This window comes from Heliomarina sp., from assembly GCF_052826185.1.
Genome location: NZ_JBRBUI010000054.1, coordinates 989,545 through 1,005,245 on the forward strand (window position 1 = coordinate 989,545; position 15,701 = coordinate 1,005,245).

Annotated in this window: 15 protein-coding genes, 1 tRNA gene and 1 pseudogene; 8 read left to right on the plus strand and 9 right to left on the minus strand. The window is 61.3% G+C overall.

From position 1 onward, the window contains the following. The first annotated feature begins 119 nt into the window (after nucleotides 1-119). A complete protein-coding gene (locus ACU0FH_RS22835) occupies nucleotides 120-863 on the plus strand; it encodes a heme-dependent oxidative N-demethylase family protein (RefSeq protein ID WP_446196964.1) in 744 nt (247 codons plus the stop codon). Nucleotides 864-901: 38 nt separating this feature from the next. Here the strand turns inward: ACU0FH_RS22835 and ACU0FH_RS22840 are convergent, their stop codons facing one another. The 6 genes from ACU0FH_RS22840 to ACU0FH_RS22865 form a co-directional block, all read right to left on the minus strand. After that, the gene (locus tag ACU0FH_RS22840; protein ID WP_446196965.1) at nucleotides 902-1,663 is read right to left on the minus strand and encodes a hypothetical protein; all 762 of its coding nucleotides are present in this window, start codon (nucleotides 1,661-1,663) and stop codon (nucleotides 902-904) included. Between the two features lie 214 nt (nucleotides 1,664-1,877). Beyond that, a complete protein-coding gene (locus ACU0FH_RS22845) occupies nucleotides 1,878-2,684 on the minus strand; it encodes a lytic murein transglycosylase (protein ID WP_446196966.1) in 807 nt (268 codons plus the stop codon). Nucleotides 2,685-2,756: 72 nt separating this feature from the next. Next, a complete protein-coding gene (locus tag ACU0FH_RS22850; RefSeq protein ID WP_446196967.1) occupies nucleotides 2,757-3,809 on the minus strand; it encodes a hypothetical protein in 1,053 nt (350 codons plus the stop codon). A 120-nt stretch (nucleotides 3,810-3,929) separates the two neighbouring features. Further along, the gene (locus tag ACU0FH_RS22855; RefSeq protein ID WP_446196968.1) at nucleotides 3,930-4,256 is read right to left on the minus strand and encodes a hypothetical protein; all 327 of its coding nucleotides are present in this window, start codon (nucleotides 4,254-4,256) and stop codon (nucleotides 3,930-3,932) included. A gap of 191 nt (nucleotides 4,257-4,447) precedes the next feature. After that, nucleotides 4,448-5,854 (minus strand): type I glutamate--ammonia ligase, encoded by a 1,407-nt coding sequence (gene glnA, locus ACU0FH_RS22860; RefSeq protein WP_238370494.1) that lies wholly within the window; start codon nucleotides 5,852-5,854, stop codon nucleotides 4,448-4,450. Nucleotides 5,855-5,889: 35 nt separating this feature from the next. Beyond that, a complete protein-coding gene (locus tag ACU0FH_RS22865; RefSeq protein WP_088632625.1) occupies nucleotides 5,890-6,228 on the minus strand; it encodes a P-II family nitrogen regulator in 339 nt (112 codons plus the stop codon). Nucleotides 6,229-6,395: 167 nt separating this feature from the next. Between ACU0FH_RS22865 and ACU0FH_RS22870 the strand changes: the two are divergent. The 5 genes and pseudogenes from ACU0FH_RS22870 (at nucleotide 6,396) to paoC (ending at nucleotide 12,184) form a co-directional block, all read left to right on the plus strand. Next, nucleotides 6,396-7,962: pseudogene (locus ACU0FH_RS22870) on the plus strand (NAD(P)H-hydrate dehydratase). Nucleotides 7,963-8,065: 103 nt separating this feature from the next. Next, a tRNA-Leu gene (locus tag ACU0FH_RS22875) sits at nucleotides 8,066-8,150 on the plus strand. A gap of 239 nt (nucleotides 8,151-8,389) precedes the next feature. Then, nucleotides 8,390-9,034, plus strand: a complete 645-nt coding sequence (paoA, locus tag ACU0FH_RS22880) for an aldehyde dehydrogenase iron-sulfur subunit PaoA (RefSeq protein WP_446196969.1) — start codon at nucleotides 8,390-8,392, stop codon at nucleotides 9,032-9,034. After that, a complete protein-coding gene (locus ACU0FH_RS22885; protein ID WP_446196970.1) occupies nucleotides 9,031-9,981 on the plus strand; it encodes an FAD binding domain-containing protein in 951 nt (316 codons plus the stop codon). The genes paoA and ACU0FH_RS22885 overlap by 4 nt, the downstream gene beginning before the upstream one ends. Before the next feature lie 4 nt (nucleotides 9,982-9,985). Beyond that, complete coding sequence (gene paoC, locus ACU0FH_RS22890; RefSeq protein WP_446196971.1) at nucleotides 9,986-12,184, plus strand: aldehyde oxidoreductase molybdenum-binding subunit PaoC; 2,199 nt, start codon at nucleotides 9,986-9,988, stop codon at nucleotides 12,182-12,184. Nucleotides 12,185-12,344: 160 nt separating this feature from the next. Here paoC and ACU0FH_RS22895 read toward each other — a convergent pair whose 3' ends face one another. Next, nucleotides 12,345-13,241, minus strand: a complete 897-nt coding sequence (locus ACU0FH_RS22895; protein ID WP_446196972.1) for a LysR family transcriptional regulator — start codon at nucleotides 13,239-13,241, stop codon at nucleotides 12,345-12,347. Nucleotides 13,242-13,433: 192 nt separating this feature from the next. Here ACU0FH_RS22895 and ACU0FH_RS22900 point away from each other — a divergent pair, with 192 nt between their 5' ends. Further along, on the plus strand, nucleotides 13,434-14,042 hold the full coding sequence (locus ACU0FH_RS22900) for a pyridoxamine 5'-phosphate oxidase family protein (RefSeq protein WP_446196973.1): 609 nt from the start codon (nucleotides 13,434-13,436) through the stop codon (nucleotides 14,040-14,042). A 19-nt stretch (nucleotides 14,043-14,061) separates the two neighbouring features. Here ACU0FH_RS22900 and ACU0FH_RS22905 read toward each other — a convergent pair whose 3' ends face one another. Both ACU0FH_RS22905 and ACU0FH_RS22910 read right to left on the minus strand, forming a co-directional pair. Then, nucleotides 14,062-14,664 carry a ferric reductase-like transmembrane domain-containing protein gene (locus ACU0FH_RS22905; protein ID WP_446196974.1) on the minus strand — a complete coding sequence of 201 codons (603 nt, stop codon included), beginning with the start codon at nucleotides 14,662-14,664 and terminating at the stop codon, nucleotides 14,062-14,064. Nucleotides 14,665-14,676: 12 nt separating this feature from the next. Continuing rightward, nucleotides 14,677-15,171, minus strand: a complete 495-nt coding sequence (locus ACU0FH_RS22910) for a twin-arginine translocation pathway signal (protein WP_446196975.1) — start codon at nucleotides 15,169-15,171, stop codon at nucleotides 14,677-14,679. Between the two features lie 446 nt (nucleotides 15,172-15,617). Between ACU0FH_RS22910 and ACU0FH_RS22915 the strand changes: the two genes are divergently transcribed. Then, on the plus strand, nucleotides 15,618-15,701 hold an 84-nt coding region (locus ACU0FH_RS22915; RefSeq protein ID WP_446197014.1), incomplete at its 3' end, for a hypothetical protein.

Genomic DNA, 15,701 nt, shown 5'->3' on the forward strand with positions numbered 1-15,701 from the left:
TTTTCCGATTTGATCAAATTCAGGGCGGACGATCGGAACCGATAGGAAATCCTTTCATGAACGCGACGTTCCGGGCGATTCCGGCTCGGGTTTTTCGCTGACCGGTGCTAGGGCAGGGCATGACCACGCCGTTACAGAAAACTCTGCCTTATGACCCGGTTGCGCAGCGTGCCCTGCCGGGAATCCAGCCCCTGCCGCCCGAGGAGTGGCTGATCATTGACGAAGCCTATGCAGGCCAGATGGCGCTGAGGGACGCGTTGCTTGCCGATCATCGGGACAAGGTGCTGGCGCTGGATGAGTCGGCCCGTGAGGCCGCGCTGGAAATGCTCGATATGGTGCTGCATCAGTCCTATCCCGGCGCGGGCGATAGCGTGACGCGCCCGGATGGGGTGACGGTAATCATCGATAGGGATGATCCGCTGGGCACTATCGGCAGGCTGATCCAGGAAGACGTGAATATCCTGCAGAAACAGGGCGATGAACATGTACTGACCGGCGGCGTCATGTGCTTCCCCGCCAGCTGGACGCTGTCTGAAAAATTCATGCGCCCAATGGTGCGCATCCACAAGCCCGTTACCGACTATGACGAAAACATCGCCAAGCGGGTACAACGGCTGTTTGACGGCATCCGGCCGGGCAAACCGCTCTGGCGGTTCAACGTGCTGGGGTATCACGATCCGGCCTTGCACCAGCCCCGCACTGAAGACGCGCCTCGCAACAAAAAGTCTGCGGAACCAGCAGGTTACCTGCGCAGCGAACGTCAGGTCATGATGCGACTGCCACGCACGGGGGCGGTGGCCTTTATCATCCACACCTACGTGATCGCGCGCAAAGATGCGCCGCCAGGCGTGTTGGACACCTGACGGCGCGGGGGGACCGGTTTACCGGACAGATTGCAGGGTCAGTATGCCAGCTGGGCCGCAATCAGTTCCCGTGCGCCGGCAGGTACTGCCAGAAAGATCAGCGTCGTGATGGTGAGCACATGCGTGTTGATGCGCAGGTCTTCGCCCCGTACCAGATTGACCACCGCCATCAGAAGCGCCACCGGGGCTGACAGGAAGGCCATCATCAGGGTCATGCCCCAGACCGCCAGTCGCCGAACGTCGTTCTGCTCTTCGGCGGGCACCAGCGCTCCACGGAAACTCGGGCTGCCGGGGCCGGTATATTCGATCGGATCGGGGTTGACCGGTGCAAAAGCCGTGAGAAACTCCTCGGCTGTCAGTAAGGACAGCGGATCGAGCCATTCGACCATGCGCACATCATGGTCGGAAATCATCCGGTAGAGCATCACCACCAGCAACAGCTCGGAAATATCCGGATCATCGCGCGATGGATCTGCAGGGTGCATGGCCAGCTGGATGCGCCGCTGCTTGTGCTCGGGCGCCGTGTCATGTGAGTGGGGCTTTGCAAAGGGTTGAAATATAAGCCCCCGCTGGCCGGCCATGCCGTGTGCCATTTCCTGTACCGGACGCAGGTCGACGCGATAATGCGCCGCCGTGATCGAGGCGCCATGATTTTCGTCAAAGGCAATGCGCTCAACTGGATGCCCGTAGTCTTCGAATGTCTCAGCGATTATCTTGCTGAACGTATTAATAAGAGCCGCCTCATCGCCTACCGCAATGAGACCGCCATGATAATAATGATCGTTATAATCGAATTTCATCGTAATAGCCTCCCAAGGACCAGTGAAACTCATTATGCACCCGAAGGTTGCGCAAAATTTGGCGAAAAAGACCAAATGTTTCTGGGAGCCTTGGGATGAGCAAGATTACGCCGGTCTTTGGAAACAATGGGGATTTACGCCGGGTTAACGTTCTCACAGGCGGAATTGTGGCCTAATCCTGTATCAAATGTGGCAGAAATGTGGCCTTACCCGGTCATTGTTCGATCCGTGCTGCCATAATTGCGATGGCTTGTTGATACACGGTTGCGCTATTCCACTGCTCAATCACTTTAAAGTTGTGTTCGCCCGGTTGATACCCCTGACCGGGCCGCCATCCCTTGGCTCGCAGAAAGTTGGCGGTCGAAGCCAGCGCATCCGTCATGTTGTAGAAATCGACCTTTCCATCTCCGGTAGCATCGACCCCGTAGGTCAGCGCGTTGCCGGGCAGGAACTGGGTATGGCCGAGCTCACCGTGTTTCGCGCCACGGGTGTCGCTGGTGATTGACCCCTGATCCACCAGTTTCAGCGCGCCGATCGCATGCGGGATAAAGAAATCGGACCGGCGGCAGTCATAGGCCAGCGTCGTGATGGCGGAAACCACGCGGCTGTCGCCCATGAACCCGCCAAAGGCGGTTTCCATACCATGCAACGACAGAAGGATCCCGGCGGGCACGCCGTAAAGCCGTTCGAGTGTCGCGTAATACTCCGGATTCCGCGCCAGACGCTTGCGGCCCTGCGCGACAATCGTATCCGCGCCGCGCACCTGCATGAATTTTTCGAGCGAATAGCGAAAGCTCTTCTGATTCCGGTCAGCGGCGATGGTGCTGGTGGCATATTGCGCCTGCGCCAGCGCCTGCAACCCCCGTTGCCCGACACCGGCGCGGCTTGCCGTTTGGGCAAAAGCTTGTTTCCAGCTATCGAACCCGGCGCCGGTATTGCCGCAGCTCTGCGCGCTTACAGCGCCGGATGACAGGATGAATGCGGTGGCAAGCGCGGTAAGGCAGGCGGGCAGGCGTGGCATATAGGAACTCCGGCAAATGGGTTACGCCGCGATGCTATCGCGACGCCTTTGGTCTGAGAACCCGTTACCGGATTATTGAGGCGGCGAGACCAGGCTCAGATCGTTGGAAAACGCAGATTTGATGACCTTCTGCGGAATATCGAGTATGGGCAGACCGACCCATAGAAACAGGCCAAGCCCGACCAGCAGGATCCAGGTCGACTTGCTGCCTTTATCTGTGCGTTTATCGGTCGAGTAAGCACCCGAACTTGGGGCCGACCAATCGTCCGGGTATTCGGCCGCAATCGGGGCAGCGGCCGGGCTGGTCGCTGTTTGAACAGGAAACGCGGGCAGCTGCGGCGAGGTGCCTTCGGGTTCGGGCCAGAAAGACACCAGAACACAGGCGCGCCCATCGCGCGAGGTCGCGTGCCGCACGTATAGGGAAATGTCCAAAGAACCGCTGATCGTGTCGCCATCGCCAAGCGCGACAGCGCCATTCAGATTCTGATGAATCAGGGTGTCGATCAGCGTGGTGACCATATCCTCCGGCACCTTGGCCGGCACGCCACGCAACACCAGTTCGCGCCCGACAAAATGCCGGGACTGATGAAAGACATATTGCTGGCCAGTCTGCCCTTCGGGTCCGACCACATCGGTCAGCTTTTCAAGCGATAGGAACAGGTGCGGGGTAAGCGTTGCGTCGAGATCTTCAAACACATCGGCGCTGAAGAACCGATCCGAGGCGGCGATATGCATGCTCTTGCAGGGCGCGGCCTCGTGTACGGACCGGGCCAACTGCTGCAACAGCGATGCCATCAGGACAACAGACACGGGTTCGGGTTTGTCAAAAGCGACGGGATCGGAGCCGCTCCGGACCGAAATCACCACATGCGCCTTTGAGACCGCGAGCTTTTCGCCGCTCGTGCCACCAAGGCGCAGCGGTGTGTCGTGAATTGCTATAGTCGCATGCAGGATGTCATTGCCGAAAAGCGCGAAAACCTCGGTGCTCTGCGGTTTGATCATCAGCGCCCCGTGCCCGGTCTCACGCAGGACCATATTGGCAGCCCCGGTCAGCGCGGCAAAATCGAACCTCGGCGCCGCGTCATAGACAAGGCTGGCCTGCATCGGGAATTCTGTGTCGGTCATGGGCGGACTCTGTGCGAAGGCGAATACCGGTTTCGGGACCTAGGATAACCGGCAATCATGGCCTCGGTAGGGCTTGTTGACGACATGAACCGGTCATCCGCTGCCGGTGGGCAGGAGGTTTCAATTAGTTCCGGTCAAACGGGGCTCGGCCTCTTCCCGGGGAAACAGCATCAGCGCGATCGGGCTGTCCGACTGCATCAGGTTCTCGCGCAGGCTCTCGGGCAGCAGCCGTTCCGGCCCGGCCGCAAAGGCGGCAATGATCGCCGTGCCCGCAACCACCGGAAAGACAAGCCGCGCAAAGAGGCCTGACAACAGGCTGCGGCTTGGGCAATCATCATGGGGCTTGACCGGTTCATCGGGAAGCGGCGCGAATTCGGCCTTCTGGCCACTGGCGGCGCGTGCCTCGATGCGGGCGATACGAGTGGCAAAGTCGGTCTGAACCGGCATGGGGGTGCTCCGTCAGTCTTGGTCTGACGGCACATTCGCCACGAAACTAGCCTGTTATGTGCGTTTAATGTGGCAATATTCTGGAAAGTCGCCCGGTTTGTCACCTCTCGGGAAACGGTGTTTTCCCGGCCCGGAAAAGAAAAGGGCGCCCCGCAAGGGACGCCCCGATAAAGGACCGAGGGAACGGTCGCTTAGCAGCTGTAGTACATGCCGAACTCGACCGGGTGCGGCGTGTGCTCATAGGTTTCGATCTCTTCCATCTTGAGAGCGATATAACCTTCGATCTGGTCCTTTGTGAACACGTCACCGGCCAGCAGGAAGTCCATGTCGGCTTCGAGCTCTTCCAGCGCCTCACGCAGGCTGCCGCAGACGGTCGGGATGTCGGCCAGCTCTTCCGGCGGCAGGTCATAGAGGTTCTTGTCCATGGCCGGGCCCGGATCGATCTTGTTCTTGATCCCGTCAAGGCCAGCCATCAGCAGTGCGGCAAAGCACAGATAGGGGTTCGAGGACGGATCGGGGAAACGGGCTTCGACGCGCTTGGCTTTCGGCGATTCCGACCATGGGATACGAACGCAGCCCGAACGGTTACGCGCGGAATAGGCCCGCAGCACGGGAGCTTCAAAGCCCGGGATCAGACGCTTGTACGAGTTGGTTGACGGGTTGGTGAACGCGTTCAGCGCCTTGGCGTGCTTCAGGATGCCGCCGATGTACCACAGTGCCTCGTCCGACAGGTCAGCATATTTGTCGCCGGCAAAGAGCGGCTTGCCGTCCTTCCAGATCGACATGTTGACGTGCATCCCGGTGCCGTTGTCACCCGCGATGGGCTTTGGCATGAAGGTCGCCGATTTGCCATAGGCATGCGCGACGTTGTGGATGACGTACTTGTATTTCTGCAGCTCGTCCGCCTGCTTGGTGACGGTGCCGAAGATCAGGCCAAGTTCGTGCTGGCAGGACGCAACTTCGTGGTGGTGCTTGTCGACCTTCATGCCCAGACGCTTCATGGTCGAGAGCATTTCCGAACGCAAATCCTGCGCTTCGTCGGTCGGGTTCACCGGAAAGTAGCCGCCCTTGACGCCGGGACGGTGGCCCATGTTGCCCATCTCGTAGTCGGTATCGGTGTTCCAGGACGCGTCGGTCGCGTCGACCTCATAGGATACCTTGTTGATGGTGTTGCAGTACTTCACGTCGTCGAAGAGGAAGAATTCAGCTTCCGGACCCATGTAGGCTGCATCGCCGATACCGGATTCGATCAGGTACTGCTCGGCCTTTTCGGCGGTGCCGCGCGGGTCTCGCTCATAGGCTTCGCCAGTGTCGGGTTCGACAACCGAGCAATGGATGCAAAGCGTCTTTTCCGCGTAGAACGGGTCGATATAGCTGCTTTCGGTGTCGGGCATCAGCTTCATGTCGGAGGCTTCGATCGACTTCCAGCCGGCAATCGAAGAGCCGTCGAACATGAAACCTTCTTCGAGGAAATCCTCGTCGACCTGGTCCGACATGACGGTGACGTGCTGCAACTTGCCGCGCGGATCCGTGAAACGGATGTCGACATATTCGATGTCTTCATCCTTGATTAGCTTGAGAACTGCGTCCTTGCTCATTCCCTATCTTCCCCTATTTCTGAGAGTTTGACTTATCAAAGCGCGTCCGAGCCGGTTTCCCCGGTCCGGATGCGGATGGTCTGTTCAACCGATGTGACAAAGATTTTCCCATCCCCGATCTTGTCGGTCTTCGCGGCTGCGATGATCGCCTCGATGGCACCATCGACCTGATCGTCGTCCAGCACCACCTCGATTTTCACCTTCGGCAGAAAGTCGACCACGTATTCTGCGCCACGATATAGTTCGGTATGGCCCTTCTGGCGGCCAAATCCCTTGACTTCGATCACCGAGAGCCCCTGGACCCCAACGTCCTGCAACGCTTCCTTCACCTCGTCCAGCTTGAACGGTTTGATGATGGCTTCGATCTTTTTCATTGGGGGCTCCTCTCAACCGCGTTTCGTCCGGGTCAGATCATTTCTGCCTACCCGCCACAATCGGTTAGGGGTATTGGGGTTTGGGTGGCAAGACAGAACCGGATTGTGCGATATTTTTTTGTGCGTTGCGATGAAAAATTAGTCATTTTGTGAACGGAGGCGGCGATATGACCGAAGTCTGGACAGCAGAGCACATGCGCGAAGCCGAACAAAGCGCCATTCAGGGCGGCCGGACAAGCGGGGCCGAGTTGATGGAAAACGCTGGGCGGGCGTTGGTAAAGGCCATTTTCGGGACCTGGCCCGGACTGGCCACAGAACCGGGAACGGCGGTGGTTCTCTGCGGTCCCGGCAATAATGGTGGGGATGGTTTCGTGATCGCCCGACTGCTTCGCGACAGGGGCTGGCAGGTCGATCTGCACCTCTTTGGCGATCCGGCGAAACTACCCCCCGACGCCCGTGCGAACCACGCGCTCTGGTCTGAAAAGAACCCCGTCATGCCTTGGGAACAGCCCCCGGTTCAAAACCCGGATCTCTGCATCGACGCGCTCTTTGGCACCGGGCTGACCCGCCCGCTCGACGACATCAACCGCCTGCATCCGGCGCTGAACGCCAGCGACGGGCGCCATCAACCGAAACGGGTCGCCGTCGACATTCCCAGTGGGCTTTGTAGCGATTCCGGCCGCGACATGGGTGCCATTCCCGCCGATCTCACCATCACCTTTCACCGTGCCAAGCTGGGCCATTACCTAGCCGATGGTCCTTCCTATTGCGGAAAGCTCGTGATTGCGGATATCGGCCTTTGATTTTCCTCTTGCCCGAAATACTCCCGCCGGAGGCGGAAAGATGACACCGGTTCACCTGCTCGAAACATCCGATATCGATCTCGACGCGCTCGCCAAGCGCAGTGCCGATCACAAATACGGCCATGGCCACGCGCTCGTGCTCTCGGGCGGTCCGGGCAAGACCGGCGCGGCAAGGCTCGCGGCGCGCGGGGCGCTTCGGATCGGCGCGGGGCTGGTGACGCTGGGCGCGCCGCCTGCCGCCTGTCACGAATCGGCGATGCATCTGACCGCTATCATGCTGCGACGCATCGCGGATCGGGCAAGTCTCGACGCCGCGCTCGAAGACCCGCGGCTCAACGCGCTCTGCCTGGGGCCGGGACTGGGGCAGGAGAGGGCGCGCGATCTCGTGCCCGCCGCGCTAAAGACGGCCCGCCCGACAGTGCTCGACGCGGATGCGCTCAGCGCCTTTGCCGATACCCCCGATACGCTCTTCGACGCGTTGCACGACGCTTGTGTCCTGACCCCGCATGGCGGCGAATTCGCACGGCTCTTTCCTGATCTCTCCGAAAAGCTCAGCGGCACGCCAACTACGGGACCGGCCTATTCTCGGGTCGATGCGGCGCGCGCGGCGGCGCGACGGGCCGGCTGCACCCTGCTGCTCAAGGGCCCCGATACGGTGATCGCCGATCCCGGCGGGCGTTGCCTCCTGAATGCCGCCGTCTATGACCGTGCGGCGCCCTGGCTTGCGACGGCGGGGGCGGGCGATGTGCTCGCCGGTTTCATTACCGGCCTGCTGGCGCGCGGATTTCCGCCACTCAAGGCGGCCGGTACCGCGGCATGGCTGCATGTGGAATGTGCGCGCAGCTTTGGCCCGGGCCTCATCGCCGAGGACCTGCCGGAACAGCTTCCACAGGTTTTTCGCGACCTGCTGAATGGCAAGTGTGGCCCGTAAGATGCGTTCGAAAATGGCCGTCAGGTAAGGTAAATTAGCCCTCGCATCCCGCATTTACCTTTGCTATGAGGCGCCAGCGCAGCGGACATCTGTCCCGGCGCAGGCGGGTGTGGCGGAATTGGTAGACGCACCAGATTTAGGTTCTGGCGCCGCAAGGCGTGGGGGTTCAAGTCCCTTCACCCGCACCATTTTTCCTCTTCTTGCATCACCCGTCAAACGCTTCGGATATCTGGCATCCGTGCCTGCAGACTTCGGCCGGCAACGACCTTCGTTTTTCGCGAATAGTCTCCGATCGTGAAATCGCCAGTCAATTGCTGGTGAGCGAGACAGGGGTAGTCGGAAGCCGCATTGCCGCTAGTTCCCCCTCATGACCCAGATGAATTCAGCAACCGGCCAAGAGCCGACAGCCAAAAATGAGGATATGACCATGGGGGCCCCAATCGAATTCGAAATCCGCCGCCGCACACTTGTCGCGAGCAGTGCGGCAGTCGCGATCGGCGCGGCGACCGGCCGGCGGTCAGCAGCGCAAAGCAGAGCGGCCCTTACGCCGTCCGGCGCCGAAAATTCAACCATCACGCTTACCGTCAATGGGGTAGAACAGGAACTGACGGTCGACAACCGCACCACGCTGCTTGATCTTCTGCGTGAAAATCTGAAGCTCACCGGCACAAAGAAGGGCTGCGACCACGGTCAATGTGGCGCTTGCACCTGCACGGTGAACGGTCAGCGGGTGAATTCCTGCCTCTCGCTCGCGGTCATGCATGACGGTGACGAGGTTCAGACGATCGAAGGCGTCGGTACGCCCGACGATCTCGACCCGATGCAGGCGGCTTTCGTGGCAAATGACGGGTTTCAGTGCGGCTATTGCACTCCCGGCCAGATCATGTCGGCCCGCTCGGTGCTGAACGAAATCCGTGCCGGAATCCCCAGCCACGTGACCGACGATCTGACCGCGCGGATCAAGATGACAGATGACGAAATCCGCGAACGTATGTCCGGCAATATCTGCCGCTGCGGTGCCTATTCGAACATCCTCGCCGCGATCACCAAGGTAGCGGAGGAACAGGCATGAGACCCTTTTCCTACGAACGCGCCGGCGACGCGGCGCAGGCAGCGGCGCGCGCCGCCGAGGTCGAAGGCGCCAAGTTCATCGCGGGTGGTACCAACCTGCTCGACCTTATGAAGCTCGAGATTGAAACGCCTGTCCACCTGATCGACGTGAACGGTCTGGGGCTGGACGAAATTTCCGCGACCGACGATGGCGGTCTTCGCATCGGCGCGCTGGTAAGCAACACCGATCTGGCCGCGCATGAAACCGTGCGTCGCGATTATGGTGTGCTCAGCCGTGCATTGGTGGCAGGTGCTTCGGGGCAGTTGCGTAACAAGGCGACGACCGCCGGGAACTTGCTGCAAAGAACGCGTTGTCCATATTTTTACGACACGGCCCAACCCTGCAACAAGCGCGAGCCGGGTTCGGGCTGTGGTGCGCTCAGCGAAGGCGCTTTCTCGCGCCAGCTTGGGGTCATCGGTACGTCGGACAGTTGCATCGCCACCCATCCAAGCGATATGGCCGTAGCCATGCGGGCCCTGGATGCAGCGGTAGAAACGATCACGCCGGTCGGCATGACGCGCCAGATCCCGCTGGCCGATTTCCACAAGCTTCCCGGCGACACGCCGGAGCAGGAAAACGCGCTGATGCCGGGGGAGATCATCACCGCCGTGACCCTGCCAGCCCCTGTTGGCGGCACTCATGCCTATCACAAGGTGCGCGACCGGTCGTCTTATGCTTTTGCGCTCGTATCCGTGGCCCTGATCCGTCAGCCGGATGGCACCGGGCGGGTGGCGCTTGGCGGCGTCGCGCCGAAACCTTGGCGGTCTGATGAGGCCGATGGCGAGCTGCCGAACGGCGCACGCGCCGTCATGGCGCGCCTGCTCGAGGGTGCACGTCCGACCGAGGAAAACGCATTCAAGATCACGCTGGCTGAGCGCACGCTTGCCGCCATGCTGGCAGAGGAGTGAAACGATGGAATTCAATGAACCAGCCGGAGAAAACGTCTTTGACGATTCCAAAGTCGTCGGCAAACCCACGCCGCGTGTCGACGGACCGCTGAAGGTATCGGGCCGGGCTCCTTATGCCTACGAACGCCATGATGCCGCCGAGGGTCAGCTTGTTGGCTACCCGGTGGTTTCGACCATCGCTCAGGGCCGCATCACCAACATGGACACCGAGGCCGCGCTCAACGCGCCGGGTGTGGTCGCTATCGTCACCACGCTCGACACGGGCGAGATGCCGATCCCCTCAGACATGAACGTTGCGCCGCTTTTCGGCGGCGCGGAGGTCGCGCATTACCATCAGGCCATTGGTGTCGTTGTTGCAGACACCCTTGAACAGGCTCGTGCCGCCGCTGCCCTGATCAAGGTGGACTATGATGTGACGAAGGGCAGCTATGACCTCGAAGCCGCGTGGCAGGAAAAGCGCGAGGATCGTTCCGATCCGGTCAGCCGGGTTGGCGATTTCGAAGCGGCGTTCGAAGCGGCCGAGGTGACGCTCGATCAGGAGTACCGCACGCCCAGTCAGAGCCATGCGATGATGGAACCGCATGCGTCCATCGCCGCATGGAAGGACGGAAAGCTGACGGTCTGGACCTCGAACCAGATGATCGAATGGACACGGCAAGCGCTGGCCACGACGCTTGAAATGGACCCGGAATATGTGCGGATCGACAGCCCCTTCATCGGTGGCGGCTTCGGCAGCAAGCTGTTCCTGCGGGCGGATTCGGTATTGGCCGCGCTTGGCGCGCGCAAGGCCGGTCGACCGGTCAAGGTGATGCTGCCGCGTCCGATGGTGATGAACAATACGACCCACCGGGCGTCGACGATCCAGCGCATCCGGATTGGCGCGCAACAGGATGGGAAAATCACCGCCATCGCGCATGAGGCCATCTCGCATACCTTTCCCGGCGGAGATGGAGAAAACGCGATCAGCCAGACCCAGAAGTTCTACGCTGGCGAAAATCGACTGATCGTCAAGCATCTGGCGGAAATGCACCTGCCCGAAGCGAACGCGATGCGCGCACCTGGCGAGGCGGCCGGTCTCATGGCGCTGGAAATCGCGATGGATGAGATGGCGGAGAAGCTGGGCATGGATCCGGTGGAATTCCGCGCCATCAACGACACCCAGGTCGATCCCGAAGACCCGGACAAGCCTTTCTCGGAACGGCATTTTGTTGAATGCCTGAACCAGGGTTCAGAGGCCTTTGGCTGGGGTGATCGCAACGCCACGCCGGGCGAGCGGCGCGACGGCAACTGGCTGATCGGTCATGGTATGGCGGGCGCGTATCGCGGTAGCCCGGCCCAGGACTCCGGGGCACGGGTCAGGCTGCAGCCCGACGGTCGGCTCATCGTCGAAACCGACATGACCGACATCGGCACAGGGTCCTACACGATCATCGCGCAGACTGCTGCCGAAACAATGGGCTTGCCGCTCGACATGGTCGAGGTTCGGCTGGGTGACAGTGACTTTCCGGTTTCCGCCGGTTCAGGCGGGCAATGGGGCGCGGCAAGCTCGACCGCAGGCACCTATGCGGCCTGCCTTGCCTTGCGCAGCGAGATCGCCAAGAAGATCGGGGTGAACGATACCGACTCGCTCACTTTCAAGAACGCGGGTGTCCATACGGGCGAAAAACAGATGACCCTCGCATCGATTGCCTCTGAGGGCGAGATCGTCGCCGAATACTCGATGGAATTCAGCGATTCCCGCGACGAGGAAATCGTTTCGACTTTCGCCGCGCATTTCGTCGAGGTCGGCGTGCATGTGGCAACCGGTGAGATCCGGCTGCGCCGTATGCTGGCGGCCTGCGACGCGGGGCGCATCCTTAACCCGATTACCGCGCGCAGTCAGGTGATCGGCGGCATGGTGATGGGCGTCGGCGCGGCAATGATGGAAGACCTTGCCATCGACGAGGGTCGCGGCTTTTTCGTGACCCATGACCTCGCGAATTATGAGGTGCCGGTCCACATGGACATCCCCGATCAGGAGGTGATCTTCCTGGACACGCTTGATCCCCAATCGAGCCCGCTCAAGGCCAAGGGCGTGGGTGAGCTTGGGCTCTGCGGTGTGGCGGCGGCAGTCGCGAACGCGGTCTACAATGCAACCGGGGTGCGCGTGCGCGACTATCCGGTGACGCTGGACAAATACCTCGATCAGCTGCCAGCTGTATGATCTTTGACCGGGCCGGACGCGCAGATCGTCCGGCCCGGTCTGGCTTTACCATTGCTGAATGACTGGTTGGTGGGCTCCAATTTAGTCTTCTTGGTGCGCTCGCACACGGCGCATCTGTCCGACGGCCCAAGCCGCAAACACCTCTTCCCGTGCCGACAATCTATCCGGCCAGCGCCTTTTCCAGCCTTGGCGCGGCGAAATCGATGAAAGCCCTCAGCTTTCGCGGCACAAGACCGTCACGAAACAGGATGCTGACCGGCCAGGGTGAAGGCTCGTACTTTTCCAGCAGGATCTCAAGCTGCCCCGAGGCCACGGCGTCAGCGACCTGATAGGATAGCACGCGGGTCACGCCCAAACCGGCAACAGCGGCATCGATGGCGGCCTCGGCCGTATTCACGGTCAACCGCGAGCGGATCGGCACCGCGCGCTTGTCCGTCCCATCGCCGAATGACCAGCGCTCATTGCTCATGAGGTTTTCGAAAACGATGCAGTCATGTGTGCTCAGGTCGCTGGGCTTGTCCGGACGGCCTCTTTTTTTCAGGTAGGCCGGGCTGGCACAGACCACCTGCCGGACCGCGCCCACCCGCCTTGCCCGCAGGCTGCTGTCGGGCAGGTGGCCAATCCGGATCGCCGCATCCACATGTTCTTCGCTCAGGCTGATCGGCCGGTCGGTCTGTTCCAGCCGCAGCTCCACCTCGGGGTATTCTTGTAGAAATCCGACCGCACAGGGCAGCACATGCAAACGCCCGAACACGATCGGCGTCGACAGCGTCAGCACCCCGCGCGGCACGGAGAATTCACCAGAAGCAATGCGTTCCGCTTCCGAGACCTCTTCGAGAATGTGCCGACAGGCAGCGACATAGGCCGCACCGGGGTCAGTCAGTTTCACTCCCCGTGCCGACCGGTGCATCAGCTGCGTGCCCAGACTGGACTCCAGATCGGCGATCCGGCGGCTGACCGTGGCAAGGGGCAGGCCGAGTTGGCGCGCGCCCGCAGACAGGCTTCCGGCATCGACGGCTGCAACAAGGATGGACATGGAATCGAGACGGTCCGCCATATTCCCACTTTCCGGAAGGGTGCCTTGCAATCTTACGATCTGTTTTCGAAACGCGGAAGGTGCAAGTTTAGCCGGACAAACGGTTCTCGGGAACAAGCCACAAGTGAGTATGAGCGGATGCGACAGGAACCAGCCGACCGTCCATGACCCGACGAAGGATAAAAGCGTATCGAAAGGCAGAGGGACCACACCATGACCCATCATACACCCAGCGACATTGCCTTTTCACCGTCCGTCAAGGCGCAGCAAGAGGCCAAGGGGTCGCGCGATCTCTTTGTCGGCGGCGATGCCCAGAATCCCTGGCCGGACCGGATTACGCCCGATCTGGCAGATTTCATCGCCGCCCAGACCAGCGTGTTTCTCGGCACCGCAAGCGCCGGAGGGCAGCCCTATATCCAGCATCGTGGCGGCCCGGCCGGGTTTCTTAAGGTGCTCGACGATTATCAGATCGGGTTCGCCGATCTGGCGGGCAACCGGCAGTATATCACGCTCGGCAATCTCTCCGAAAATCCGCAGGCCTTCCTGTTTCTCATTGACTACGCGCAGCGCCGCCGGATCAAGCTCTGGGGCAGGGCGCGCGTGGTCGAGGACGATCCCGCCTTGCTGGGACGCCTGGTATCGGAAAACGGCAGGGGCCGTCCGGAACGGGCAATCCTGTTCGACATCGGCACATGGGACGTGAACTGCCGCCAGAACATACCCCAGCGCTTCGAGGCAGAAGATGTGCGCGCGGCGCTGATGCAACGGGACGAAAGAATCGCACAGCTCGAAGCGGAACTCGCCGCCCGTCCCAAGCCGTGAAGAAACCTAAAGGCGCAGTCTACCGGCTGCGTCGCTTCCCGCTTCGACGGCGTTTCATGTCGATCATGACCCAAAGCGCCGAACCCGCCACTAGCGCGCAGAGCATGGCCTTGGATAGGGTGCCCATGGTGCCGTCGATCAGCAGCGCGTGGACGATGGTGCTCGCCACGATCACCACCGCCAACGCCATGTGGATCCACTGCCATTGTCGTGACGAAAGACGCAGCCGACGGCGCAGCGCTGCGATCAAACCGGTCAGGAAAATCGTCCACATGGCAATGACGCCCCATGCCGAAAACGGCGTGGGCGACGCAAAGGTCAGCGCGTCGATCACATCGGGCGGGCTGGTCACCCACAGGCCTGCGACATGGACGATCACCACCGCCACCAGCAGGGCACCCAGAAACCGGTGTATCCTCCGCGAGACTGGCAGGGTGAGGCCCGGCAGGCGACCCGAGGCAAGTAGCGGTTGCAGGAGCAGCATCGCCAAGCCGCAGACCCCGGCGAAACCGGCGATGATATAGATCGGTTGCCGCCAGGCCAGCAGCGGACTGGAGGCAGCGATGGCAAGCGGTCCAACGATCGCGACAACCAGCGCGAGCCAGATCAGGAAAGGACGCAAGGACACCCTGCGTCAGGCGGGTTTGAGCACGAAATCCGCACTGAGACTCGTGTCATTCGGGCTGCTCATGACAGGCCTCAGAAAGACCGTCTCGAACGCCGGGTCGTCATAAGCCAGATGGCCATGCGCCTGTCCAAAGGCGGGAATGATCTGTGGCATCTCCAGCCGGAATGTCCCATCCGCCCGGGTCAGCGTCGCGCCATGGCTGTGCGGGTCGCGTTCGTGGCCTTCGGTGGTGTGGGCCCAGATCTGGATGCGTACGCCTTCCAGCGGCGCACCGTCCCCGGAACGACGCACGGTGCCCGACATCCAGAACCCGCCGCCGCCAATCCGCTCGACGATTGGCGCGCCTGGCAGGTAGTTGTTTGCGCCGCCGCGCATCGAAGGGGTCGGCGCAACGCCTGCGGCGCGGGCGGGTGTCACCAGCCCGCCGCCGGTTGTTACGGCCGCGGCTGCGGCGGCACCGGTCAGGACAAGGGCACGGCGGGTGGGGCGGTACGGGGTCATTTCTGTCTCCCTTCGTGTCTGTGCGAAGCGGCATCTTGCCTGCAAGGCAAGGCCACCGGCCGCATCCTTGCGACCTCCGCGACATATGGATTCATATGATAGATGGGGCGCTGGCCACGACAATAAACGATCCGCACGGCATTGTGAAAAAACAAGCCTCGGTATCGGATGTTCTGCGCAGCCAGCCATCGGAAAGAAGTCCAGAGCGGCGTCTCTTATCCGCGTCGCCGAAAAACCGCGCCCGTACGGGCGCGCTGCCTGCTTCGGCAAAACTTCCCTACAAGCCTTTCCGTTGGCCCCCGTCGGCCTCAGCCATCTTGCATCCTCGGCGCTCGGGGCCGACAGTTCGCTCGGGGCCGACAGTTCGGGCGGGGCCGACAGTTCGGGGAGGTGATTTACCCGGGCGTTTCCGCAGGTTATGACGTTCGGGCACAGGAGATTTGTTCATGAAGATTGCGATGATCGGCACCGGCTATGTCGGCCTTGTCTCGGGCGTATGTTTTTCCGATTTCGGGCATGAGGTGGTCTGC

What these genes read in the sequence shown, in the direction of transcription:
- ACU0FH_RS22855 (WP_446196968.1), bottom strand. Translation starts at nt 4,256, where the DNA reads ATGCCGGTTCAGACCGACTTTGCCACTCGTATCGCCCGCATCGAGGCA.
- glnA (WP_238370494.1), bottom strand. Translation starts at nt 5,854, where the DNA reads ATGAGCAAGGACGCAGTTCTCAAGCTAATCAAGGATGAAGACATCGAA.
- paoC (WP_446196971.1), top strand. Translation starts at nt 9,986, where the DNA reads ATGGAATTCAATGAACCAGCCGGAGAAAACGTCTTTGACGATTCCAAA.
- ACU0FH_RS22835 (WP_446196964.1), top strand. Translation starts at nt 120, where the DNA reads ATGACCACGCCGTTACAGAAAACTCTGCCTTATGACCCGGTTGCGCAG.
- paoA (WP_446196969.1), top strand. Translation starts at nt 8,390, where the DNA reads ATGGGGGCCCCAATCGAATTCGAAATCCGCCGCCGCACACTTGTCGCG.
- ACU0FH_RS22845 (WP_446196966.1), bottom strand. Translation starts at nt 2,684, where the DNA reads ATGCCACGCCTGCCCGCCTGCCTTACCGCGCTTGCCACCGCATTCATC.
- ACU0FH_RS22885 (WP_446196970.1), top strand. Translation starts at nt 9,031, where the DNA reads ATGAGACCCTTTTCCTACGAACGCGCCGGCGACGCGGCGCAGGCAGCG.
- ACU0FH_RS22840 (WP_446196965.1), bottom strand. Translation starts at nt 1,663, where the DNA reads ATGAAATTCGATTATAACGATCATTATTATCATGGCGGTCTCATTGCG.
- ACU0FH_RS22910 (WP_446196975.1), bottom strand. Translation starts at nt 15,171, where the DNA reads ATGACCCCGTACCGCCCCACCCGCCGTGCCCTTGTCCTGACCGGTGCC.
- ACU0FH_RS22895 (WP_446196972.1), bottom strand. Translation starts at nt 13,241, where the DNA reads ATGGCGGACCGTCTCGATTCCATGTCCATCCTTGTTGCAGCCGTCGAT.
- ACU0FH_RS22850 (WP_446196967.1), bottom strand. Translation starts at nt 3,809, where the DNA reads ATGACCGACACAGAATTCCCGATGCAGGCCAGCCTTGTCTATGACGCG.
- ACU0FH_RS22865 (WP_088632625.1), bottom strand. Translation starts at nt 6,228, where the DNA reads ATGAAAAAGATCGAAGCCATCATCAAACCGTTCAAGCTGGACGAGGTG.
- ACU0FH_RS22900 (WP_446196973.1), top strand. Translation starts at nt 13,434, where the DNA reads ATGACCCATCATACACCCAGCGACATTGCCTTTTCACCGTCCGTCAAG.